Source organism: Exiguobacterium sp. s35, assembly GCF_018617535.1.
In the GTDB taxonomy this organism is placed as follows: domain Bacteria; phylum Bacillota; class Bacilli; order Exiguobacteriales; family Exiguobacteriaceae; genus Exiguobacterium; species Exiguobacterium aestuarii.
The window spans coordinates 156,507-178,867 of sequence record NZ_JACSKI010000003.1; the positions used below are offsets into that span (position 1 = coordinate 156,507).

At 43.7% G+C, this 22,361-nt stretch carries 21 protein-coding genes and 1 pseudogene; 9 read left to right on the top strand and 13 right to left on the bottom strand.

Features of this window, described 5'->3' with window-relative positions:
• Genes KNO75_RS12840 through KNO75_RS12850 form a run of 3 tightly spaced genes read right to left on the bottom strand, consistent with a single transcriptional unit; the run spans position 1 to position 3,807 of the window.
• Positions 1-780, bottom strand: a complete 780-nt coding sequence (locus KNO75_RS12840; protein WP_214822186.1) for an alpha/beta fold hydrolase — start codon at positions 778-780, stop codon at positions 1-3.
• Positions 777-2,426 (bottom strand): 2-succinyl-5-enolpyruvyl-6-hydroxy-3-cyclohexene-1-carboxylic-acid synthase, encoded by a 1,650-nt coding sequence (gene menD, locus KNO75_RS12845; RefSeq protein ID WP_214822187.1) that lies wholly within the window; start codon positions 2,424-2,426, stop codon positions 777-779. Before menD ends, KNO75_RS12840 begins: the two co-directional genes overlap by 4 nt.
• 13 nt (positions 2,427-2,439) lie before the next feature.
• The gene (locus tag KNO75_RS12850; protein ID WP_214822188.1) at positions 2,440-3,807 is read right to left on the bottom strand and encodes an isochorismate synthase; all 1,368 of its coding nucleotides are present in this window, start codon (positions 3,805-3,807) and stop codon (positions 2,440-2,442) included.
• 168 nt (positions 3,808-3,975) lie between these two features.
• Between KNO75_RS12850 and KNO75_RS12855 the strand changes: the two genes are divergently transcribed.
• A complete protein-coding gene (locus tag KNO75_RS12855) occupies positions 3,976-4,875 on the top strand; it encodes a 1,4-dihydroxy-2-naphthoate polyprenyltransferase (protein WP_214822189.1) in 900 nt (299 codons plus the stop codon).
• 37 nt (positions 4,876-4,912) lie between these two features.
• Positions 4,913-5,446: a beta-class carbonic anhydrase gene (locus KNO75_RS12860; RefSeq protein ID WP_074033130.1), complete on the top strand. Its 534-nt coding sequence runs from the start codon at positions 4,913-4,915 to the stop codon at positions 5,444-5,446.
• Between the two features lie 39 nt (positions 5,447-5,485).
• Here KNO75_RS12860 and KNO75_RS12865 read toward each other — a convergent pair whose 3' ends face one another.
• The 4 genes from KNO75_RS12865 to KNO75_RS12880 form a co-directional block, all read right to left on the bottom strand.
• Positions 5,486-6,439 carry a YihY/virulence factor BrkB family protein gene (locus KNO75_RS12865; protein WP_214822190.1) on the bottom strand — a complete coding sequence of 318 codons (954 nt, stop codon included), beginning with the start codon at positions 6,437-6,439 and terminating at the stop codon, positions 5,486-5,488.
• 65 nt (positions 6,440-6,504) lie between these two features.
• Complete coding sequence (locus KNO75_RS12870) at positions 6,505-6,942, bottom strand: NUDIX domain-containing protein (protein ID WP_214822195.1); 438 nt, start codon at positions 6,940-6,942, stop codon at positions 6,505-6,507.
• 67 nt (positions 6,943-7,009) lie between these two features.
• A complete protein-coding gene (locus tag KNO75_RS12875; RefSeq protein ID WP_074033083.1) occupies positions 7,010-7,936 on the bottom strand; it encodes a carbohydrate kinase family protein in 927 nt (308 codons plus the stop codon).
• Between the two features lie 117 nt (positions 7,937-8,053).
• Entirely contained in the window at positions 8,054-9,961 is a 1,908-nt protein-coding gene (locus tag KNO75_RS12880; protein ID WP_214822197.1) for a heavy metal translocating P-type ATPase, read from the bottom strand.
• Between the two features lie 199 nt (positions 9,962-10,160).
• Here KNO75_RS12880 and KNO75_RS12885 point away from each other — a divergent pair, with 199 nt between their 5' ends.
• Together KNO75_RS12885 and KNO75_RS12890 are read left to right on the top strand one after the other, a co-directional pair.
• Positions 10,161-11,105: a DMT family transporter gene (locus tag KNO75_RS12885; RefSeq protein WP_214822199.1), complete on the top strand. Its 945-nt coding sequence runs from the start codon at positions 10,161-10,163 to the stop codon at positions 11,103-11,105.
• A 133-nt stretch (positions 11,106-11,238) separates the two neighbouring features.
• The gene (locus KNO75_RS12890; protein ID WP_214822201.1) at positions 11,239-11,541 is read left to right on the top strand and encodes a hypothetical protein; all 303 of its coding nucleotides are present in this window, start codon (positions 11,239-11,241) and stop codon (positions 11,539-11,541) included.
• 35 nt (positions 11,542-11,576) lie between these two features.
• On the opposite strand, the gene KNO75_RS12895 is transcribed toward KNO75_RS12890, so the two are convergent.
• From KNO75_RS12895 to yfkAB (KNO75_RS12905), 3 genes are read right to left on the bottom strand one after another with little or no spacing between them, the layout of a single operon-like run.
• On the bottom strand, positions 11,577-12,719 hold the full coding sequence (locus tag KNO75_RS12895) for an MFS transporter (protein ID WP_214822203.1): 1,143 nt from the start codon (positions 12,717-12,719) through the stop codon (positions 11,577-11,579).
• 42 nt (positions 12,720-12,761) lie between these two features.
• A complete protein-coding gene (locus KNO75_RS12900; RefSeq protein WP_214785678.1) occupies positions 12,762-12,956 on the bottom strand; it encodes a hypothetical protein in 195 nt (64 codons plus the stop codon).
• Between the two features lie 53 nt (positions 12,957-13,009).
• Positions 13,010-14,197: a radical SAM/CxCxxxxC motif protein YfkAB gene (gene yfkAB / locus KNO75_RS12905; RefSeq protein WP_214822262.1), complete on the bottom strand. Its 1,188-nt coding sequence runs from the start codon at positions 14,195-14,197 to the stop codon at positions 13,010-13,012.
• A 176-nt stretch (positions 14,198-14,373) separates the two neighbouring features.
• On the opposite strand from yfkAB (KNO75_RS12905), the gene KNO75_RS12910 reads away from it, so the two are divergent.
• Entirely contained in the window at positions 14,374-14,637 is a 264-nt protein-coding gene (locus tag KNO75_RS12910; RefSeq protein ID WP_214818213.1) for a type II toxin-antitoxin system HicB family antitoxin, read from the top strand.
• Between the two features lie 233 nt (positions 14,638-14,870).
• Here KNO75_RS12910 and KNO75_RS12915 read toward each other — a convergent pair whose 3' ends face one another.
• Positions 14,871-16,016: a Shedu immune nuclease family protein gene (locus KNO75_RS12915; RefSeq protein ID WP_214822204.1), complete on the bottom strand. Its 1,146-nt coding sequence runs from the start codon at positions 16,014-16,016 to the stop codon at positions 14,871-14,873.
• A gap of 2,105 nt (positions 16,017-18,121) precedes the next feature.
• Here KNO75_RS12915 and KNO75_RS12920 point away from each other — a divergent pair.
• Both KNO75_RS12920 and KNO75_RS12925 read left to right on the top strand, forming a co-directional pair.
• Entirely contained in the window at positions 18,122-18,709 is a 588-nt protein-coding gene (locus KNO75_RS12920; protein WP_214822206.1) for a WXG100 family type VII secretion target, read from the top strand.
• An 84-nt stretch (positions 18,710-18,793) separates the two neighbouring features.
• A complete protein-coding gene (locus tag KNO75_RS12925) occupies positions 18,794-19,153 on the top strand; it encodes a hypothetical protein (RefSeq protein WP_214822208.1) in 360 nt (119 codons plus the stop codon).
• A 51-nt stretch (positions 19,154-19,204) separates the two neighbouring features.
• On the opposite strand, the gene KNO75_RS12930 is transcribed toward KNO75_RS12925, so the two are convergent.
• Positions 19,205-19,705, bottom strand: a complete 501-nt coding sequence (locus KNO75_RS12930) for a hypothetical protein (RefSeq protein ID WP_214822211.1) — start codon at positions 19,703-19,705, stop codon at positions 19,205-19,207.
• A 322-nt stretch (positions 19,706-20,027) separates the two neighbouring features.
• Positions 20,028-20,675, bottom strand: a pseudogene (yfkAB, locus tag KNO75_RS12935) (radical SAM/CxCxxxxC motif protein YfkAB); the annotation flags it as partial.
• An 85-nt stretch (positions 20,676-20,760) separates the two neighbouring features.
• On the opposite strand from yfkAB (KNO75_RS12935), the gene KNO75_RS12940 reads away from it, so the two are divergent.
• Positions 20,761-20,970 carry a hypothetical protein gene (locus KNO75_RS12940; RefSeq protein WP_015880867.1) on the top strand — a complete coding sequence of 70 codons (210 nt, stop codon included), beginning with the start codon at positions 20,761-20,763 and terminating at the stop codon, positions 20,968-20,970.
• Positions 20,967-22,343 (top strand): 23S rRNA (uracil(1939)-C(5))-methyltransferase RlmD, encoded by a 1,377-nt coding sequence (gene rlmD / locus KNO75_RS12945; RefSeq protein ID WP_214822212.1) that lies wholly within the window; start codon positions 20,967-20,969, stop codon positions 22,341-22,343. The genes KNO75_RS12940 and rlmD overlap by 4 nt, the downstream gene beginning before the upstream one ends.
• The last annotated feature ends 18 nt before the right edge of the window (positions 22,344-22,361 follow it).

A 22,361-nucleotide genomic window follows, 5' to 3' on the forward strand; every position in this document is an offset into this window, starting at 1 on the left:
TTAAATACCCCCTAAAATCAATTTCTTTATTATTGTACCAAACTCTGGTGCATTCTCGATATGAGGAGCATGCCCTGCATCTGAAATTTCGTAGATTTTAATATCAGACCGTTCTTTCTGCATGTTTCGTGCAATCGCTTTGAACTTAGAATCTTCTGCCCCGACAATCAAGTCGATGTGGGGAAGGTGGTGCAATGCGCCCCAGAGCGACGGCATGTGACCTGTACCGATGGCCCGCAAACTGTTCGCAAGAGCGATGGGATGTTGTGCGAGTCGGTCCTTCCTGAGTGATTGTTTCATCTCTTCAGTTTGTCGCCAAAGCGGAAGGTTCTCCCATCGCTTGACGAAAGCGGCGAGTCCTTCGGTTTCGATGAATCGGGCAAGCTCTTCGTCTTGACGTCGACGAGCTGTCCGCTCTCTAGAAGAGCGGAGCCCGGGTGTTGTGCTGATTCCGATGACATGTTCGACGCGCTGATCGCACGCGGCGAGTGTCAGCCCGATTCGACCACCTAGTGAATAACCGACGACTGTCCAAGGACGGTCGTCTAGATCGAGTAGGCGTGATAGGTCCTTCACTTGTTGACTCATCGTCGAACGATTGACGGGAGGGTGTTCCGTTGTGCCGTGTTGCAACAATGAAGGCGACACGAGTCGAACGGGTAAGGTGGGGAACGAATCAACCCAATGAGCATTTCCCGTGAACCCGTGTAAGAACAATACCGGTTTTCCTTCCCCTCGAATGCTTACTTCGTAGTGGGTACCTCTCAAGTTGATGGTCATGCCTCGTTCTCCGTGATGAGACGAGCGCAGACAGATTGTCTCCATCCTCGGTGAGTTGTTACATTCTGCTCTCGATTTGATGGGAACTCAATCAAATGGATGCCGTCTTCAATCGCTTCTTGAATCTCCTGTGGCTGCTCAATCAGACGATAGGATAATCCGTAAGTCTCGGCAAATCCACGAATATTCAAATCAAGCGGTGTCCCAAACAAATCTTCAAAAAGCTGGGCATCGACAGACGCTTGCGGTAAAAAGGAGAAGATTCCTCCACCATTATTATTCGAAATCACCACTGAAAACTTCCCGGGATGTCGCTTCAACAGTTGTAAAGCGTTACTGTCATGATAGAATGCCAAATCACCGATTAACAAAGCAGCATGAGACGTGTCATAACAGTTACCGAGTGCGCTCGAAAGAACACCGTCAATCCCGTTGGCGCCTCGGTTTGCAAGAACTTGCACGCTCTTTCCAGCGGATAATGTCGTATCGACATCACGGATCGGCATACTGTTACTGACGAAAAGACGTTCGATTGACGTATCGAGTAACCGTTTCGTCAATTCGGCTTCTCCCTGGAGTGAAGGCTTCGCCGTTTCCGTGACATCCTCGAAGAAACGTAGTCGCTCGATGTAACGTGGGTCATTCGTTGATTCAATGAGTAGTAAAAAGTCGCGTGCGTCTCCGTAACAGATGGTCGCGCGGCTACTTGGGTCACGATAAGAGCCCGGCTCTTCAATCACAACTAGTTCCGTCGCAGTCATCCACTGATTGAGCCGTTTTGAAACGGGCGCGGCACCGAATCGAATGAACACATCCGGTAACCAGTCGGCTTTATGTTCACTTGCGAGCCACGTATCGTAGTTCGACAAGACACCGTCGAAACGACGCATGCCGCTGAGTGGATCGGCAAAAATCGGGATGTTATGCTCGATCGCCGATTTGTAAATGGCTTTTTGCCATGACATCGGTGTGTAAGGGCCGACAACGAATGCGAGTTGCTTTTGACTCGTACGTTCCAAAAAGATTTCCCGGTCGGTATTTGTCGGGCGAACGCTCTGTCTTTCCGGTATAGCAGGTTCACCTCTCAGCATCAGCTTCAACTGTTCAAGGTCTGGTAGCAACGGTTCCCGGAATGGGACATTCAAGTGAACGGGTCCCATGGGTGACTGCATGGCGAGGTTCGTGAACCGGGTGACTGTCTGCTGCATGAACGACAGCGTTGCTTCTTCAGGTACGGGTAAGTCGAGACTCGTCTTTACTTGTTCACCGTATAATCGAACTTGATTGATTGCTTGTGGTGCCCCGACGTTCCGTAGTTCATGTGGTCGATCGGTAGTCAAGACGATGAGCGGCAATTGCGAAATAAACGCCTCTGTCACTGCCGAGTAGTAATTTGTCGCAGCCGTCCCGCTCGTACAGATGAGTGCGACAGGACGAATGGTGTCCGTCGAGCGAGTCAGTCCGAGGGCATAAAATGCGGCGGAGCGTTCGTCGACGATGATGTGATGGCGGATTTGCGGATGCAAATAAGCCGCCATCGCGAGTGGGGTCGAACGAGAACCTGGACTAATGACCACGTCGGTCACGCCGGATTCAACAAGTCGATTCACCATGGATGCTACCCAGTCGGTCAACATCTTATTCATGTAGGGTGCCTCCTTAATCGTGCGAATCAAACTGTAAAGCTTGTTTGATTGGACTCATTTTCATTTCGGTTTCTTCAAGCTCTTGCTCGAGAACCGAGTCTTTGACAATCCCGCCTCCTGCGTAAAGTGCGACGAACTGTTGCTGGACGAGTGCTGAGCGGATGGCAACGACAAACTCACCATCCCCTTCGTTGTCGACCCAGCCAAATGGTGAACCATACCATCCGCGGTCGAACCGCTCGATTTCACGAAGCAATCGGACCGATGTCCGCTTCGGTGAGCCTCCGAGGGCTGGGGTTGGATGGAGTGCTTCCGCTAACGACAACAAGGAAGCGTTTGTTTCGAGTGTCGCTTGGATCGGAGTGTGCAGGTGGAACACCGATCGATTCGCAAGAATTTGCGGTATCTCACTCGTGTGAATCGGTGCGGTGTAAGGTGCCAAAGCTTGCTTAATATCTTTCACGACGATTTGATGTTCTTCACGATTTTTCGCATCGTGTAACAATTGTTCCTTCGCGAGGTCGCTTTCAATTTCAGTCTGAGGGCGCTTGATTGTTCCGGCGATAGCAGCTGTATTCAGTCGCATCCCTTCTTTTTGAATCAAGCGTTCAGGTGTCGCTCCGAAGAAGCCGATGTCACGTTTAGGTTGGTATAAGTAGATGTAACTCGACTCTTGATGGTCCGCCAAATGCTTCAAACTCTTAGCGAAAGGGAAAGCGTCATCGGAACGTTGATAAATTTCTTCTCGCGCGATGACGATTTTTTCGACTCGCTCTTCCTCGATCAACTGCTTGGCTTGCTGAAAACTTGATTTGTAATGTTCCACACCGTCTTTTACTTTCGAATAGGACGGTGTTGATTCTTCGGCCGGGCGTAGTGAGCTGAATTGCGCCAATTGATCGGCTAATTGAATTAAATACTGTTCGACCGATTGTTTCGAAGAGACAAGGGTCGCGACTGTCAATGTGTGTCGGTCTTTATAACGGCGGTATAAAAATTTTGGAACGACGAGCGATGCCTCCCCGAAGGCATCCCACATACTCTTTTGTGGACGCATGAACGTATCGAACGAAAAGCCAGCAAACGCATGAACGGTCGCATCGACATCTCGCCGATGAAGACTCCAATCGTACTGGAGTCGCTGAAATCGTTCGGGTCCAGAGGCACTCAAGACGAGCGCGTCTCCGCAACCGAGCATTTCAAGTGTGCGGTCCGGTGTCATGAAGTAATAGTGGGACGTATCCGTGTTCTGGATGATTTGAAACGCATCGAACGCCGAAATTTCCCATGTGTAGGATGCGAGCACAGGTCGTTGCCAAGCTCGTGCCCGTTTGTGGGCTTGCTCGATTCGTTGTTTTATATGTGTTTGAGTATCTGGCATGAAAGAAAAGCCTCCTCAATCCGATAGAATTCTCACTCTTTAGTGTATCATGAGTTCGCAATCCACTTGCCTATGAAATGCTTGAGAAATTGTAAGGAACGTGAGAGAGATGGCTAGCGTTGACAGATTTTTTCATCGAGACGTAAACTAACGAAGGGAGGGAACGAAATGAAACAGAAATCAAAAGGGGCATATTGGCGAATGATTCGCCCACATACCCTGACAGCAAGCTTTATTCCGGTCTTGCTCGGGACGTTCATCGTCCTCGATCAAACTGAACTGAAGTGGGGACTCTTTCTTGCGATGTTAGTCGCGTCAGTCCTCATTCAAATCGCAACGAACTTATTTAACGAGTATTATGACTATAAGCGAGGGTTAGACCATGAAGGATCGATCGGGATTGGTGGGTCCATCGTGCGCGACGGGTTTACGCCAAATCAAATCCTATCAATCGCCCTTGGCATGTATGCTGTCTCGGCGATACTCGGACTTTATATCGCAGCGTCAACGAGTTGGCACCTGCTTTGGGTCGGTGCGTTATCCATGCTCGTTGGATACTTGTACACGGGAGGCCCGTTACCAATTGCGTACACGCCGTTTGGTGAGATTGTTGCCGGTCTCTTCATGGGATATGTCATCATTGGAATCGCTGGCTACATTCAAATCAATACGGTGACGACGGAGTTGTTGCTCGTGTCGTTCCCGATGGCCTTGTTGATTGGGGCGATCTTACTTGCGAACAATATTCGCGACTTAGATAACGATAAAGAGAACGGGCGAAAAACTATCGCGTGTCTAGTTGGTCATCGACGTGCTGTATATGTGCTCGCGGCATTCTTTATCGCCGCATTAGTCGGCATCATCGTTGCTGTCGTGTATTATGGAGTCACGCCATGGGTCTTGCTATCACTATTCACCGTGCCGGTCATGGTTCGAGCGATTCAACGCTTTTGGCAAAAGGCTGAACCGGCCGCATTGATGCCTGCAATGGCGATGACGGCGAAAGTGAATACGTTGTTCGGGGCATGGATGGTCGTCGGACTCATTGTTTCAAGATTTGTGATGTGAGAAAAGGGGAGGCGTTAACGTGTCAGTCGTAAAAGAAATGCTTGAATTTAACAAACGTTTCGTAGAGGAAAAACAGTACGAGCCGTTCGTATCTGATAAATTTCCGGATAAAAAAATTGTGATTTTGACGTGTATGGATACACGTTTGACGGAACTGTTACCTCAAGCGCTAGGACTTAAGAACGGAGACGCTAAAATCATCAAAAATGCGGGAGCTGTCTTGTCGCATCCATTTGGTTCAGCCATGCGTTCGATTTTAGTCGCGCTTTATGCGCTAGGCGCGGAGGAAGTTGTCGTGGTCGGTCATTACGATTGTGGGATGGCGGCAATCGAGCCGTCTGTTGTGATTGAAGAGATGGAACGACGAGGAATCGATCCTCAGACGTTGAAGACGTTGAAATCGTCAGGGATGGATTTGGAACAATGGCTACATGGATTTGATTCGGTCGAGGAGAATGTCGTTCATTCAATCAACCTGATCAACAATCATCCACTGTTGCCACCAGGCACGAACGTCCATGGATTCGTGATTGATCCGGCGACGGGACGCCTTGATCCGGTAGAGGCATAAGAAAGGAGCGCGTTCAGCTTGAACGTGCTCCTTTTTGTATTAGCCATACGTATTCGTTGGGATGTCTTCGTAGTCATCCTCTTCTTGTTTTTGTTTCGCTTTCTTTTTGTTCTTCTTGAAGTCACGTTCATATTCTTGTTCACTTGGCGTTTTAAAGAAACGCATCCACGTCGCGTTAATTTCAGACCCGATGAGGATGATCATTCCCGTCAATTGTAACCAAAGCAACGTGACGATGATTCCACCGAGCGATCCATAGGTGGAGTCGTAACTTCCGAAGTTTGAGACGTACAAACTGAATCCGAAAGATACAAGCTGCCAACCGATGACACCGAAGATGGCTCCTGGAATCGTACTTTTCCAGAATACGTGTTGTTGCGGTGAAACTTTATAAAAAATCGAAAGCGTCAAAATCAAGACAACCGTCGTCAAGACGTAGCGGAACACGTTGATCATCATCTCTTCTGCCCCGGTAATGTTGACGGGTAAATATTCGGTGACGAACGAAATGATTTGCGCCCCGAACACGTTCGAGAGAATGAGGAGTAACATCCCAATCCCGAGTAAAATCGTCAAACCAAGCGCTAATCCTTTTTTGACAAAGAAATTCCGTTCATTGTCCTCGCCATACGCGTGTAGGGAAGTCGTGATGAGGCGATCGACCCCTTTTGCGGCAGACCATATGGCCAAAATCGCACCGAGCGATAAGAGACCGCCCCGCGGCTCCCCGATTGCGTCAAAAATACCCGTCAAGAATCCGGAAGCAGCGGAACCCGGCGCCAAATCGTTCAATTGATTTTGGAATGAATCTTGTGAGACATCAAAAAATGATAAGAGTGCCAAAATGAAGATGATTCCGGGGAAAATCGATAAAAACCAAAAGAATGCGAGCGTGGCCCCGTAATCTTGTACATCATGCTCTTTAAAACGACGGAATAACTCTTTGCCAAACCCGAACCAATTCTTTTTTTCCTTTACTTCTGTCATTGCCATCATAAAACCCTCCTGACTCGGTCATTAAAAAAATGTTTCCCGAATTCAGTCGAGGATACACATGATTAATCCTCAGATAACGTCAAATCGTAAAAACGTGACTCATGCGAGGCGAGCTTTTCAGCGAGTGATGGAGGACGGACCGGAAGATGGGGTAGCGCCGATCGTTTGATCCACATCGGGGTATAGGAGCCGTTTGTCTGCTCTTCCTGGAACTCTTCACCCGTTCCGGTACCGAATTCGCCACCTGTCATCTTCGCCCAATAGTAAGGGTTTAACTCGTTATTAAAGGCGACATAGGCAGCAACACCTTCTAATTCGACATGAACGCCGAGTTCTTCGAACGCTTCACGAACGGCTGTTTCTTCAGTCGTATGCCCGTATTCCACTCCGCCTCCAGGGAATACGTAATACAAGACGTTCTCTTTTTCGCGGCGAATCAAAGCCACTTCATCTTGGTCATTCATGAGAATGATCGCACTTCTTAATTTCGTTCGAACCACTGAGATCGTTCCTTTCATTCCTGTAATTTTGCACAAAACGCATCGACGATTCGTCGATGCGTTCAACTCATTTTTGCGTAGGTTGTTCTAATGAATCATACATATCTTGCGTCAATCCGTTCTCGTGTGACGCGATGACTTTTCCTGCGACACGCATCCCGAGACGAAGCGCATCTTCAATTGGATGCTGTTTCATCAGTTCTGAGATGACAGCGGAGAAGAATGAGTCACCGGCCCCAGTAGAGTCGGCCACTTTCACTTTCGTTGTTGGGACGTGACCTTGTTCATTCGTACGAAGGTCGACATAAACCGCACCGAGCTCGCTCATCGTAACGATTGTGAGGGGTGCACCTTTCATGGCGAGTACTTCGGCGACGCGTAGTGCGTCGTCCACCGTGACGATTGACATATCGGACAAGATTTCCGCTTCTTCGCGGCTACAGATGAATCCAGTGAAGCCTTGGAGTAAATGGCGGTTCCGTTCGATGACAGAAAGGTGGCCACACACACCGTATAGTGGCAAGTCCATCTCACGGCAAAGTTCAATCGTTTCGTTTAAGACGTTGACGGACAAGTCTAAGTCGATTGCGACCGCGTCGCTCTCTTTAAAGACCGTATCGATTCGGCGTAAAATCGCTTCTTCCATCCGAGCTTCGTCAGGTTGTTTCGAAATCGATGTTTGGAGGTCGCCATTGTTATCCATGACGGCGAGCCACATTCCCATTCCGTTATCGTCGAGCATATCGACACCATCGACATTGACCTGTAAACCACGTAACTCCTCGAGGACGCCGACCCCGATTTGGTCGTTCGTGACAGTTGAGACGAAGCGAACGTCATTACCGAGTACACCTAAGTTTTGAGCAACGTTCCGACCTGTTCCGCCATTAGAGAAAGTGATGTCGCCGACATTTTTCGCATCTTTATGAAGCGGTGCGAAAGATGTTCCTTTAATATCGACAAACACTTTGCCGATGACTGCAATCGTATTCATATCATGTACCACCTTTAGCCAATCTTTCGATCTGTTTCAGTCTATTTAGACACATTGTTTCAATTATAACGAAATCGACATATCGTTTCAATCGTCGATTCGATTTTGTCGAATCGGTTACTCCCATGAAGAGGTGAGAAGACGAAGTCCATTCAAGATGACCAGAATAGTAGAACCCTCGTGTCCGACGACCGCGAATGGCATGATGAGCAGTTCGAAAATGTTTGTGGCAATAAGAACGAGAATGACACCGAGCGCAAAGACGACGTTTTGTAGGACGATTCGGTTCAGCTTGCATGATTGGCGAATGGCGTCGCTCAAACGCATGAGGTCGTTTTTCATCAAGACGACATCGGCTGTTTCAAGAGCAGCATCGGTTCCTTCACCCATCGCGATTCCGACATCAGCGGTCGCAAGAGCAGGTGCGTCATTGATGCCGTCGCCTATCATTCCAATTGAACCGTACTCTTCACGTAACGTTTTGATTTGTGAAACTTTTTCTTCTGGTAAACATTCGGCAATATAACGTGTCAATCCAGCTTCATTTGCGATGGCACGAGCAGTCGCTTCATTATCTCCCGTAATCATGATCGTCGCGATCCCGAGATCATTCAGACGCTTGATTGCTACTTTAGCCTCGGACCGCAATGTGTCTCGGAGGGCATAGGCGCCGATTGTGCGAGAGTCATCACTAATAAACACGAGTGTGTGACCGGCTTCTTTCAGCCGTTCCACATCTTTTTTGAAGAAGTCACCACTTCGGTCAGCGAACTTCTGTTTACCGACGCGATACGTCGTCCCGTCAATTGTCGCCTCGATTCCAGAACCGGTGATGTCTTTAAAGTGCGTCATCTCCCCGGTATGTTTTCCGGTATAAGAGACAAGTGCCTCTGCGAGCGGATGCATCGAATGCTCTTCAATCAAACTGACGATTCGGTTGACCTCGATTTCCTGTAAATCAGGTGAGATAAGCGCTTCTTGGACGATTGGTTTCCCGATCGTGAGCGTTCCGGTTTTATCAAATGCGATTGCTTTCAACCGTCCCATGTTCTCGATATGAGCACCACCTTTGAACAGGATCCCGTGTTTCGCGGATGAGGCGATGGCTGCTAGGGCAGCAGGCGTGATGGCGGCAACAAGGGCACAAGGAGAAGCGACGACAAGTAAAATCATTCCGCGATAAATGCTCGTTTCGAGAGACCATGACGTGAAGAAGGGGCCGAGCAGGATGATGGCTGCGACGGATAGGAGGACAACTTGTACATATCGCCCTTCGTAGCGGTCGATGAACTGCGCAGAAGGCGACTTTTCTTCCTGCGCTTGCTGTACCATTTGAATGATTTTTTGGAACAACGTCTCGGTCGCAAGCTTAGTCACTTCAATCGTCAAGACACCGTTTAAGTTGACGCTTGAGCCGAACACGTCATCTCCGATTTGTCGGTCAACCGGGACAGACTCTCCTGTGATAGCGGCTTCTTCGACAGATGCGCTTCCTTTCATGATTCGTCCGTCGACAGGGATGCGTTCGCCTGGGCGGACGTAAATCCGATCACCGACTTTCAAGTCGTCAATGTGCACAACTTCAAGTTCATCAGAAGAGGTTAAACGAGTTGCTTGTTCAGGTTGTAGTTCCATCAACGATTCAAGCGCACGTTCATTTTTATTCATCGTGTACGTTTCGAGGGCACCTGATAGAGCAAAAATAAAGATTAAAATCGCACCTTCCATCCAATAGCCGATGGATGCGGCACCGATGGCGGCGATAATCATGAGTAGCTCTACGTTCAGGGATTTTGTCTCGATCGTATCTGTGATCCCTTCTTTCGCTTTTGCGTATCCTCCAATGAAAAAGGCAGATAAGTAAAGCGTGACATGAATCCAAGGAGCTCCTTCTTGTGTTTCGGCGATATAAGCGAGTACAATCAATACACCGCTAATGAGCGCCATAATCAATTCGATATGTTCGTACCAGTTAGCCCGTTTGAAAACGTGGCTTTTTTCGTGTGTAACCGATTGGACGTTCATAGAATCCCTTCTTTCTAATTGAGAATAAATCTCGATTAAATGATAATGATTGATGATGATTATCATCTTCAATCGGCTTAATATAAGGTTTTAGTCTTCAGATGACTCAATCCCTTTATTTATAATAATTATTATCTAGGTTTATTTTAACACGCTCATCAGTGACTCACAAATAAAAAGATTAAGGAGTTTTTGTGTCATGCAGAATATATTTCAACGCCCATGGTCAGTGGCGTTTTTGGCGATTTTTAATACGTTGTTATGGGGCAGTGCCTTCCCGTTCATCAAACTGAGTTATGAGAAGTTGGATATTCAGTCGAATGAATATGGTCAACAGTTGTTGTTCGCAGGCGAGCGCTTCTTACTTGCTGGGATCCTTCTGCTCATCATCAGTCAGACGGTATTGAAACGTTCGATTCGATTGACGCCTAAGAAGTTTAGAGCGTATGCGCATCTCGGTTCTTTTTTAACGTTTCTTCAATATTTGTTCTTTTATATCGGACTCTCCATTTCGACTGGCGTACAAGGGTCAATCATTGCCGGGTCGACATCGTTCTTCCAAATGGCACTCGCTCATATCCGTTATGACGATGACAAATTGAATCGTTTGAAAGGACTTGCCTTGACGTTTGGCTTTTCTGGAATCGTGATCGCGAACTGGCCAGCGACTGGTACGGAAGTCGGTTTTGGATTGGGTGAGATCTTACTGATTTTAGCGATGGTAAGTGGTGCGTTCGGGAATTTGATTGCGAAGGACTATTCGAAAGAATATGATGTTGCCCCGATGACGGCTTGGGCGATGGTGACAGGTTCAATCGGATTGCTCGTCATCGGCTACTTGTTAGACCCAAGTGGGATCTCGATGCCATACACAGGACAGACGATTGCGTTCCTGTTCTATTTAGCGATGTTGTCAGCGATTGGATTTACACTCTGGAATACGTTGATGAAACATAATCCAGTCAGTCGGATTTCACTTTATATCTTCCTAGTTCCCTTATTTGGTGTCATGTTGTCAGGTATTTTACTCGGGGAGACCATTCCGTGGAACGCGATTGTCGGACTCATTTTCGTTATCGTAGGGATTTATTTGTCTACTTATTTTCAAGGGAAGCGCGTGAAAAAACGAAGCGTAAGTCGTTGAAAAAAGAGACGGAGTTGACGGAATGAATATCCCATGACAAAATAAATTAAAAATTCTGAATTTTAAGCTCGGAAATCGGTCTTCGTTTGTAAAGACTTGCGTACGCAATCATTCAAAGGAAGGAGGAAAAACAATGACTAGAAATCGAATCGTCCGTAATATCCTCATCTCGCGTCAACCGAAAGATGAGTACGTCAAGTACGTGATGAAGTGCGTGAGTCAAAGTTTAAAAGAGCGTCACGGTCCCGTGGCGACCCGCGCGACGAGACAAGGGGATGACATTCAGACGAGATGGCAGTTCGAAGACCGTGTCGTAGAGGTGACGTTGAAATCGGAAGTCCTCGCCTCACTAGATACGGAGCCGTTCGCACTAGATGAAGTGTTCATCCAGGCGTTGCAATTGAACGACGAGGAAAAAGATCGAGTTGTAGAATGAAAGAGGCAGATGGTTCATGGGAACCATCTGCCTCTTTATATATTGATCGGTTTTGACTTAGAGGTGAAGAGTCGCAATGCGAGAATGCCTAAAATCAGCGTATACATGAAGAAGTAAACCTCTTTCGGAAGCGATAACCAATAGGCGCCAATCATCGGTCCTGAAATCGAGCCGATACTGAATGAGATGCTATACAGCATGTTGCCAGTCGGGAGGAGGGAGCGAGGGAGCACCTCTGTCATGTGTGCTAGACCAAGTGAATACGTCGACCCTAACCCTGCGCCGGCAAGAGCGAACAGCACGAGTAGACCGACATAGTGATCGACAACAAGATTCGCTAAAGCGAAGACGAGTGTACCGAACGCCAGAACGATTTGCAAAATTCGTTTCTTCCCATACAAGTCAGCGAGTCGACCGAGAGGGAGTTGGACGACGATCGACATGACGATGAACGTCGTAATCAGTGTACTCGTCTCTGTCAGGCTCATCCCGTTACGCGACGTAAAGATTGGGAAGTTGGCATTCAAGCTCGCTTCCAAGAATCCGTATGTAAACGCAGGGAGAAGCGTGTATCCCGCACCGACTAGAATCAACCGGATGCGTCCCTTCGAATCCGTCTTCACTTTCTCGATTTCAGGGAACTCATTCTCGACTTGAAAGACGAGCATCAATGAGGCAAGACAGAAAAAGACGATAATCAAAAACGGTAACCAAAACCATAGATCGACAAGTGGTGCAAGTAAAGGTCCGACGGCGAAACCTAGACTGAACGACATCCCATAATATGCCATCGCGCGACCGAGACTTCGCTTATCCGTAGAAGATGTCACCCACACTTGTGAACCGTAGTGGAGGGCAGAGTCACCAAACCCGATAAAGAAACGCATCATCGCCCACACGAGTAAAGACGGCCAGATGGGCAAAGCGAAAGTCGCGAATGCGGTTAACACAATGCCTAAGACGATTGTTGGACGAAATCCGTACTTTCGGACAAAGCGCTCAAGGAGCGGCGCAGAGACGATTACCCCGATATAGAGCATCATCGCATTCAATCCGTTCACCCAAGCAGGTGCTCCGTCACGTTCAATCAACGTGGAGAGGAGGGGAATGAGTGCACCTTGAATCAAGCCGGATATAAAGACAATCAATAGTAAAATCATAAAACGAAAGCGGAGCATGGATTCACCTCATGAAGTCAAAGTAAAAAGCCGAGAAGGTTCTCAGCTTTTCGTGTCGTCAATCGGTTGTGGAGAGTGATTCAAGTGAAGCAATTCATCATCCCAACTGCCTTGACTAAACATTTCATCATGCTCTACTTTGTCTGAAACGAATGCGGCTGTCAATAAGATGCTAAGCACACCACCAAAAATAATAATGGCCATTACAGTGATCATGAATACATAAATCGCTGTCATCTATATACACCTCGATTCAGTTAATATACAGAACATTTCCCGAATCGAAATAATTAAAACGAAGTAGCTTTACGAGATTGGAAATCGACCTTCGGATAATAAGCTTGCTTGACGAGTGCGTTTGGTCCAAGGCATTTCACAGCGGGACAATGACAAGAAAGCGTAGCATTTAACTGACTGTTCGTCCATGTATCGTAAGCTTCCTGGAATGAGGTGTCGTATACGGTGCCGAGTGTACCGAGCTCGTCACCAAAATCCGTCACAATAATCTGACCATCAAAGATGTTCGTGTTAAGGCGTGAACGGCCGTCCGGATCGTTTCGGACCGTCACGTTTTTCGATTCATGAAGTCGTTTCAATAAAGCGCGATCTTCCGGCAAATCAGAACATGCATAGAATGGTAACGTTCCGAACAACATCCAGACGTTCTCGTCTCGGACATCGAGCAAGTCGTGAATCGCTTGTCGCGTATCCGCGAGTGACGCCGACTCGAGTGCGCTAGCGAAATCTGCAGGGTACATCTGATGTAAGGGATCTTGCGACTCTGAAAAGGCACTTTTAGCAAATCCAGAATCATACATAGGGTGGATTTCGTGCCTTGTACAGCCCATTTCCTCTACAACTTGCTTATGGATTTTGGCAAGGTGGGGAATGGTTCTCTTGTTCAGCATAGTCTCAGCAGATACCATTACTCCCATTTCAGATAATGCTTTAGAGTTGCTAATCATTCTATGGAACAATGCCTCTCGCTGTTCTCTTGATGGCTTTCTGTCCATTACAGCAAAACCAACATCAACAAACTCATCAACAGTTGTCCAGTTGTGTGAAATATGTAGTACATCAAGATATGGAGCAATCATCTTGTATCTTTCAATGTCTAATGTAAGGTTACTGTTGATCTGAGTGTAGATGCCTCTTTCATGTGCATACTTCAATAGAGGGAGTACATAGTTTCTAACCAGTTTCATGTTCAGCATTGGTTCTCCACCTGTGATGCTGATTGTTCTCAGAGTCTCAACCTCATCTAACTTCTTCAACATGAACTCTAAAGGGATAGGGTCAGGGTCTTTAAGGGCAAGATTGTACCCTACAGCACAGTGAGCGCATCTCATGTTACAGAGGTTAGTAGTAGTGAACTCGATACTGGATAAGACAGGCTTTCCATACTTTACAACATCAATGTAGGACTCCCAAGCATCTGTCTTTGGTGTTTGTTTTTGTTTAACTGATGACATTTTTATTACTCCTTTATTTTAGATACTCAACAATTATGGGTATTTGCATATTCTAATGTCAACAAAGGATAGTAAAGATAATTTTAGTAATAATAAAATGCTAGAATATTGTTGATTGATCTGCTCTCCTTTACTCAGTTGAATATAATATGAATAGTTAACTTTTTAGGGAGGTTTAACTTATGACAGTGTACAAATATTATGCATTGATTGAAAAAGAGAAACTTGACCAATCAGGAGATTTCATTGTGGATTTTCCTGACTTGGAAAATGTATTTACTGATTCAGAAAGCTTGTTAGGAGCGGTACAAAATGCTCATGATGTTTTAATTGGCATGTTGAGAGTCATGGAAGAGGATGGGGATGTAATCCCACCTGCAAGCCCTGTGAACAAAATTAAAGTTCCTGAGGGAGCTAGTTTAGTGTTGGTAGAGGTTGATACTTAATCTCTTAATAAGACTGTACTAAGTGTTCAGTTGTTTATCAAAAATATTTTCAAATCTCTACTCATTATGAATAAGATGTAGATAAGGAGTGGGTCTGCATCATGTAGGCTCACTGATTTTTAATTATTTGCTTTTTACTAGTGGTAATAGAAAATCAGTTATTCTATTTTTTAAGGGGAATCTGAGTGATACCTAAATATAAAAGAGCAGAGGATTTCTCCTCTACCCTAAAGTTATTTGTCTTGTTCTAACAAGTCGATGAAGTTTTTAACTTTCTCAAATAGTTCATCAAAGGTCATCAGAACAACACTTCCTAATTCTTTTCTATAAAACTCAAATGAATGCTTTTGAGGGACTGTTGTAAGTGAGTCTAATCTTCCTGCTATAACAACACAGCAAGGACTGATTGAATCGAACTTTACATCCTTCCCTTGTTCTCGCATATCATCTCTAATATCTCTATAAGTTCTTTGTAACTTATGTTTGTATTGCAAGACCTGTGAAACTGCACCTGCTATGTGTGGATTGATTGGGTAAATATTATTTCTGTACTCTTTACTAGATAAAAGTTTTTCTTGAGGAGTTTTGATCTCTATTAGAACAGAATCATCAGAGAAAGGGTTTGCTAGTAAGAAATCCACTACTTTCCCACCCTTGTTATCAAATCCTTTTCCACCTACATATACCTCAGAGTCAATCATCACTGTAGGAGTAGAGAATATCTGAGTGAGTATCCAAGAGTGTTCCTTCAAGACATCCTGCCAAAACTTCTCTAACTGATCTTCATCTTTGTTTTCTTCCCAAATGGTGTATACTTTTTTCAATTTCGCCAGTCCTACTACACTATTGATTCTGTCCAGATCAGTAACATTGAGACTATCTAATTTTCCTACCACTTGTTCAATGTCATCTTTTCCAGAAATCCATTTCAATACCTTTTCAATCAGCCCACTCTTCTCGATTTCAAGTAAGTCATCTATCAAACTTTCATTATTAGAAAGCATGGTAAGTAATTGTTCAACCTTTTCTCTTTCTTCAAAGAAACTGTATCTCGAACTCTCTATCCCAAATTCATCTAAAACTATGTTGCATTTTTGTATCCCATCAATAAGCTTTTTAGTCTCAGAGGTACTCAATTTCATCTGAGTCCACTCGCCAGCTCTCAGACTATTACTATTCAATTCAGTGTATCTTTCCCAATCTTCATTAGGCTTTTTTCTGAGGCAGACAATTCTTCCATTGACTCCATAGTCACCTGTAACTTTGTCATCAATTAACTTTGGAAGAAAGACCAATTTAAATTTGCTGTTTTCTCGCAGGACTATCTCGCTTCCATCAGCAATAGATAAGGATTTCTGAGTAAATTCAATAGTGTCCATTAAATACCTCCATAAGGTTGTTTGACTGAGTGACTGAATTATTTGGTTATTGACTGAGAATTACAAGTATTTCCTTATGAAATACAGTTTAACAGCTAAATTGTCAAAAGTTCAGCAGAATAAAGAAATATTTTTTGAGAGCTGCAAAGATTAGTGGAAACCTTAAAGTATTTTTTGTTGTAGATTTTTTTTGCACACCTCTCTCCCCACTCTCCTACCCCCTGTTCCCCCTTGGGGAGGGAGGGTCTGTCTCAAAAGGTTGTACTAAAGAGACAACAGAATCTAGGCTGAGTGGAGACACAACAATCAGTGTTCAAGCAGTCTCAAAATCTTGTCTCTTTAAATAAACAGAACACAAAAAGAAAAACAGACAGAGTGCTGAGACTCTGCCTGTGATTATTCTTTATTCAATTCAGCAAGCAGATCAGTAAGTGATTTGTCCTCAACAGTCTGATTAACTTCTTGGACATCTTTAAGTCTGCCTTGGTTCTTCAACACTAACTCAATAGCTTTTAGTTTGTTCCCAGCATTTACTTTGTTGCTGTTGATAACCTTGTTATTTCTAAGGCTGTTTACAGTAAAGTGCAAAGTAGAAACCAATTCACTCAGGGGCTATGAAGTGAGGCGAGGTTTGGAACTGACTTAACCTGCATCTGTTTAAAATGATGTCCCCAGTAACTACTCTTGCATCAACCAATATAGGGTAATTCAATAATTTTTATATGGTACATACTCCTGATTTCTTGGGATTTTCGAACTATTTCCACATAATCAAACTCTTAATTTTTGGCTATATAAAGCCATTTACCAGCACTTTACTTCAATAAAGCAAAATACAGAAAATCCAAGTCCTACTTTGATTATTGTCTTTTTCAGATAGGTTCAGTTTAAATTCTTATCTAATTTACAACAGTCAGGCAGGTGAATAACTATAGTTTATTACAACTTCCAAGGGCATCTCACACCTTCTTAAACCTTCTATAATTCAATGTTATACATCAAGTATCATCTTCATTTGGACAGCCTTATATCGCCTTCTACAGCCTTATAATTTGGTATGGTGATAGCCCTCTTCAGACACAAAAACCCCCCTCCTTTATCCCAATGAACAAAACAGGACAAGGAAGGGGGGCAGAACAAACTAGACTTGGGGAGAACTGACTGTCTAACAAAAGTTAGTTGTAAGGGCATCTATATTAAAATGTTTAATCAGTTACCTGCTCATTCTTATAGGAATCTGAAACAAAAATATTCAAGTGGACATTATGATAGTGATCTGCCAACAGTTTCATGATGTAACAAGTGTCCTAAATATCTTTGGGTAGGATTTAGTCATGAGAAAAGCCCCCCACTCAATTCTAAAGAATAGAGCAGGGGAGAGACAAAATTGTGTAAGGAGATTTAATTAATCTCTTTGTTATTTTTGTTGTTTATAAATATATATATATATTTAACAATGTATATATTATTAGGGGCTTTAGCCCATGAGCTTTAGCTCATCATTGTTTTTAACTGTATCATGATTCTGGAAACAGAATAGACTTATCCTTTATTTACATACCTATTTTTATTTATTTCTTTTTATATCTTTTATCTTTTTAAAACTGTTATTAACTGTTTTTCTCATATATATGTCTGGCTAAAAGGGTGCTATTAAAGTAAATCAAAGTTTAAAATTTTGTTACATTTTTTATAAAGGCTTACAAATGGCTTATTAAAGCCAATTTCAGTGTGTTGATACTTTGCCACTGATGACACCAAAATACTTTAAAGATTTTTGTAAAATTCTTAGTTAAATGGTTCGACTGTATCATATTGATACATAATCTATTTACAGTATCATTTTGAGACATACAGGATTGCAAATGATTCTTAAGTGATTTTATTCGAATGGTTACAATGTAACTTTTACAGAGCGAATCTTTTACTCCATTCTACTCATCCCATCAATTCTTCTCCCTAAAAAAATTTGAGGTAATTTGCACAAGAAAATGAATTAAAGCACTTGATATCCCTGCTCTTAGCTAATCTAGTAACTGCTAAAAAAGACCCTCACATTGAGGGGGGAGGATTTAGCCTTAGAATCTTTTTGGAGGGAACTATAAATGAAAGAAAAATTAGTTGAAGAAGTAGAAGTGAAATTAGAGGCTCTTGAGGCTGTAGCAAAAGCTATTCAAACGCAGGAAGAGGAAATTGAACAGTTGGTCCAACAAGGCAAACAAGAACTTGCAGAACTATCTGCTGAATGGCATAGTCAACAAAATCTTTTAGACAATGCGCCTGATTTAACAACTGCAAGAGAGATTCAAGCTGTTAAAGAAAGCATTGAAAAAGACATTTCACTGTTGAAATCAATCAATGATAATAAGATTAGGACTGCTGTAAATGGTATTGATGATTTAACAGAGGATTTTAGAAATGCTTTTTACTTAGTCCAAAAAGCATATACAGCACTTGATACAGAAGTTTCCCAGACTATTAACCTTAGGACACTTAAAGAGACAGAAGAATTAATGAAGCAGATTAGTAGCAGGGCTGGCAATGTACTAAGGGATTTCAATAGGACACTTATTAGGCAGGGAATCATTAAACAAGGGGAGGTACTCTATAAAGGGTTGCATCTATCACAAGCTCCTTTAAATGCTTATTCTAGCTATCAGAAAGTAATCAGCAGACTCAAAACAATGGTTTAAGAGATATTAATTATTCTTTTAAGGAGGGCTTAGCAGCTCTCCTTTTTGTTTTACATATAAAACTCAAAAAAAGGAGAAGTTATGGTGGAAGATAAGGATATTATTGTGAATGATATTGAATACAACAGAAATATGAATATTGAATTTGATAAGTGGATGGTTTCAAGGGGTGGAGCAGAGAAATATCCTCAAGAACTTTATACTTTACTCAGGGATAGAGTTGGAAGCCCAGTGAGTGGCTTTAACATTGGTGCAGTTATGTACATGCATGAACATGGAATGAAGTTTAATCAGATCAATAAATTAATCCCTGGAATCCCATTGTCAGTTTATAAGAGCATTGTATCAGGCAGGATTAATCTAGAGACTGTACACTTGTATAAGTGGTTAAGAGAGAATTATCCTGAGCAGATTGAGGCTTTGTACAAAATGTATACACACTAAATTAGTTAATCATAGTGCAAAGAAAAAAGCAGTGACTTTTAATAATAGGAGTTACTGCTCATTACTATTCATCCTTTCATAATGCTCAATATAGCTATTTAAAATTTCAATTACCTCAATACCATCATTGATTTCTGTTACAGCACGGCTTTTTGATATGGAATTCAAAGAATTAACAAGAGATATTTTTGTGTAGAATTCTTTGACCCTGTGTAAGGAACTTTGATTTCCCATTACTTCTAACGCATCACTGTGCTTGAACCATTTATTCATATGTATATTAGAAGTAATTTTTAATTCTAAAAAATTTAATGCCCCAAGATTTCTTTCTTCTATTGTGTGAAGCATTCTCTTCAATTGTTCTACATTATGGATGGTTTCTGTTTTTATGGATTTAAGAGCAACTAAATGTCCATTTATTTCTTTTTCATAATCCATTCTTCTTTGTTCTTTGAACTGTCTGCTAATGGTGTAGTGAGAACCAACTAAAGTGAACCCGCCTCCAATAATAGCTCCAAGAATTCCTGAAAGTATTTCGGCTGAATATGTCATGAAAACTCTCTCCTTTTTAGATAACAACTGTAGTTAACAATACCTTAATTAGTCACATGAGGTTTCAAATAAACCAGAGAAAGTTTAGGGATTAAAGAAGTGATCCTTCTCAAAGTTTTAGGTAAGTGAGGTTTGCCTTACAGTAAGATTGCTGAATTGTTGGGAGAAGAACAGCCTGAGAAGATTCAGATCATAAATGGAGTTACTGTAGTGGAAGAAGGGGAACTGAATATTAAGAAGTTTATCCAGTTGGCAGAGAGGCTATAAATGGCTTCACTGCCTTATTTTTTAGGCTTTTCTAATGACATGATATTCCTGTCATCGGATACATAGGGTGCACCTCGTGACGTTGGCAACCGAGTGAGACGATTTCTTCATGAATTTCTTTTAAATGCGGAATTGTCCGTTTGTTAATCATTGTTTCTGCTGACACGATGATCCCTTCAGCGGTAAGGGCGCGGGCGTTATCTTTCATCGTTTGGAGCATTTTTAACCGGGCCTGTTCACTCGGTTTCCGGTCCATCATTGCAAATCCACCTTCAAGGAAATCGGCATCGGTGCCCCAGTTATGCGAAATGTGCAAAACGTCCAAGTAAGGGGTAATAAGATGATAGCGAGATAACGGTAGCGTCAAGTTCGAGTTGATTTGCGTACGTGCCCCACGTTCTTTCGCATAACGCAACAACGGGACGACATAGTTGCGAACCGACTTCATCGATAACATCGGCTCGCCACCTGTAATCGAGAAAGCGCGTAAATGTTCAATTTCATCTAACCGTTGAATCAACAGTTCGAGCGGTACTTCCGGCTCTTCCGTTTGGTCGAGCATATAACCGACTGCACAGTGCTCGCAGCGCATGTTACACAATTTTGTTGTGGTTACTTCGACGTTGGATAAGACGAGTCGACCATGTTCAACTTGGTCGAGATAGGCTTCCCAAGGGTCGAAGGTTGGGGAGATGTTTTGCATGTGGATTCCACCTTTTCATCAAGTTACACGAAATAGTATGCTATAATAGCAACTCTTTGTCACGAACCAAAGGAGCGATTACAAGATGGGTAAATCACGTACAGATACCGCCGGAAAGATGAACGTCCTAAAATCGAGAACGGAATTGCTATGTCTATCGGTCAATACGCTAGATGAGCATACGACACCTGAAGATTTACATCGCCTGTTAGCCGACATTGATTCGTTGCGCGCCAAAGTTGTGCGTTACGCCAAAGACCTAGAACAATCGTCTCGAAAGGATGAATCAGATTGAAATTAATTACAGGAGATTTTAAAGATGTCACAGTCGAACGACTTGGCATCAATGGAGAAGGCATTGCGACAATCAATCGCATGGTTATCTTCATTCCGAACTTATTGCCGGGAGAACGAGCAAAAGTTGAAATCACGCGTGTCGAAAAAAACTACGCGGAGGCACGTGTCGTCAAACGCGATAATGACTCAAAAGATCGCGTTAAAGCACCTTGTCCGATTTACGATGAGTGTGGTGGATGTCAAATCCAACATATGAGTTCACGTCTGCAGATGGAGTATAAGGAAGAAATCGTTCGAAACGCTTTCCGTCAAAAGACAAAACTCAACGTGGACAAATCGGATATCCGTCCGACAATCGGTATGGATGATCCGTGGTATTACCGCAATAAATCACAGTTCCCGCTCGGTACACGCCGTGGGAAAATCGTGTCCGGTCTTTACAAGCCGAATTCGAACCATCTCGTACCAATCGAGCACTGTATGGTTCAACAACGTGACACGACAAACATCAACAATGCGATTGTCCGTATTTTAAACGAACTCGACATTCCCGTCTACGATGCACGTCGTGACACAGGTTATGCTCGGACGGTCGTCGTTCGCTCAGGTTACAAAACGAATGATGTACAAGTCGTTTTGGTCGTCGGACATGAAGATGTTCCGGACTTGGATGAATTAAGTGACCGAATCATGGAATTGCCAAACGTCGTCTCATTCCATATCAACATCAACGCGAATCGTTCAGGTGTGATTTTTGGTTATCGGACAGTCCATATCGCAGGACAAGAGAAGATGGATGAACAACTTGATGATGTGCATTATCATCTATCACCACGTGCATTCTTCCAATTGAACCCGGCGCAAACTGAAAAAATGTATCGCGAAGTCGTTGAAGCGGCAGGGCTCACGGGTGAAGAACGTGTCATCGATGCTTATGCAGGTGTTGGTTCAATCGGTCTTTGGTTGGCACCTTATGCAAAAGAAATTCGCGGGATGGAAGTCGTACCGGAAGCGGTCGAAGATGCGAATGATCATATGCGTGAAAATGGCTATAACCATGTCACGTATGTCGAAGGACGTGCCGAGCACTGGATCCCACGTTGGGTGAAAGATGGCTGGATTCCAGATGTCGTGGTCGTCGATCCGCCACGAACAGGGATGGATCATCAATTGATCAACTCGATTATCTCATCGAAAACGAAACGAATCGTTTACGTATCATGTAACCCGCAAACGCTCGCGCGAGATGCCGATCAGTTGATGAAAGCGGGATATAAGGTCAATTACGTTCAACCGTATGATATGTTCCCGCAGACGTCTCACGTTGAATCGGTCGTCGTGTTCGAGAAAAAGAAAAAGAAAAAATATTGACGAGTCCGTGAAAAGACT

Excerpts from the sequence above, each read along its gene's own strand:
- KNO75_RS12915 (WP_214822204.1), bottom strand. The coding sequence starts at position 16,016 with ATGGACACTATTGAATTTACTCAGAAATCCTTATCTATTGCTGATGGA.
- KNO75_RS12860 (WP_074033130.1), top strand. The coding sequence starts at position 4,913 with ATGCTTGAATTTAACAAACGTTTCGTAGAGGAAAAACAGTACGAGCCG.
- KNO75_RS12895 (WP_214822203.1), bottom strand. The coding sequence starts at position 12,719 with ATGCTCCGCTTTCGTTTTATGATTTTACTATTGATTGTCTTTATATCC.
- KNO75_RS12890 (WP_214822201.1), top strand. The coding sequence starts at position 11,239 with ATGACTAGAAATCGAATCGTCCGTAATATCCTCATCTCGCGTCAACCG.
- KNO75_RS12920 (WP_214822206.1), top strand. The coding sequence starts at position 18,122 with ATGAAAGAAAAATTAGTTGAAGAAGTAGAAGTGAAATTAGAGGCTCTT.
- KNO75_RS12940 (WP_015880867.1), top strand. The coding sequence starts at position 20,761 with ATGGGTAAATCACGTACAGATACCGCCGGAAAGATGAACGTCCTAAAA.
- KNO75_RS12850 (WP_214822188.1), bottom strand. The coding sequence starts at position 3,807 with ATGCCAGATACTCAAACACATATAAAACAACGAATCGAGCAAGCCCAC.
- KNO75_RS12880 (WP_214822197.1), bottom strand. The coding sequence starts at position 9,961 with ATGAACGTCCAATCGGTTACACACGAAAAAAGCCACGTTTTCAAACGG.
- KNO75_RS12930 (WP_214822211.1), bottom strand. The coding sequence starts at position 19,705 with ATGACATATTCAGCCGAAATACTTTCAGGAATTCTTGGAGCTATTATT.
- KNO75_RS12865 (WP_214822190.1), bottom strand. The coding sequence starts at position 6,439 with ATGGCAATGACAGAAGTAAAGGAAAAAAAGAATTGGTTCGGGTTTGGC.
- KNO75_RS12885 (WP_214822199.1), top strand. The coding sequence starts at position 10,161 with ATGCAGAATATATTTCAACGCCCATGGTCAGTGGCGTTTTTGGCGATT.
- menD (WP_214822187.1), bottom strand. The coding sequence starts at position 2,426 with ATGAATAAGATGTTGACCGACTGGGTAGCATCCATGGTGAATCGACTT.
- KNO75_RS12840 (WP_214822186.1), bottom strand. The coding sequence starts at position 780 with ATGACCATCAACTTGAGAGGTACCCACTACGAAGTAAGCATTCGAGGG.
- KNO75_RS12875 (WP_074033083.1), bottom strand. The coding sequence starts at position 7,936 with ATGAATACGATTGCAGTCATCGGCAAAGTGTTTGTCGATATTAAAGGA.
- KNO75_RS12900 (WP_214785678.1), bottom strand. The coding sequence starts at position 12,956 with ATGACAGCGATTTATGTATTCATGATCACTGTAATGGCCATTATTATT.
- KNO75_RS12910 (WP_214818213.1), top strand. The coding sequence starts at position 14,374 with ATGACAGTGTACAAATATTATGCATTGATTGAAAAAGAGAAACTTGAC.
- KNO75_RS12855 (WP_214822189.1), top strand. The coding sequence starts at position 3,976 with ATGAAACAGAAATCAAAAGGGGCATATTGGCGAATGATTCGCCCACAT.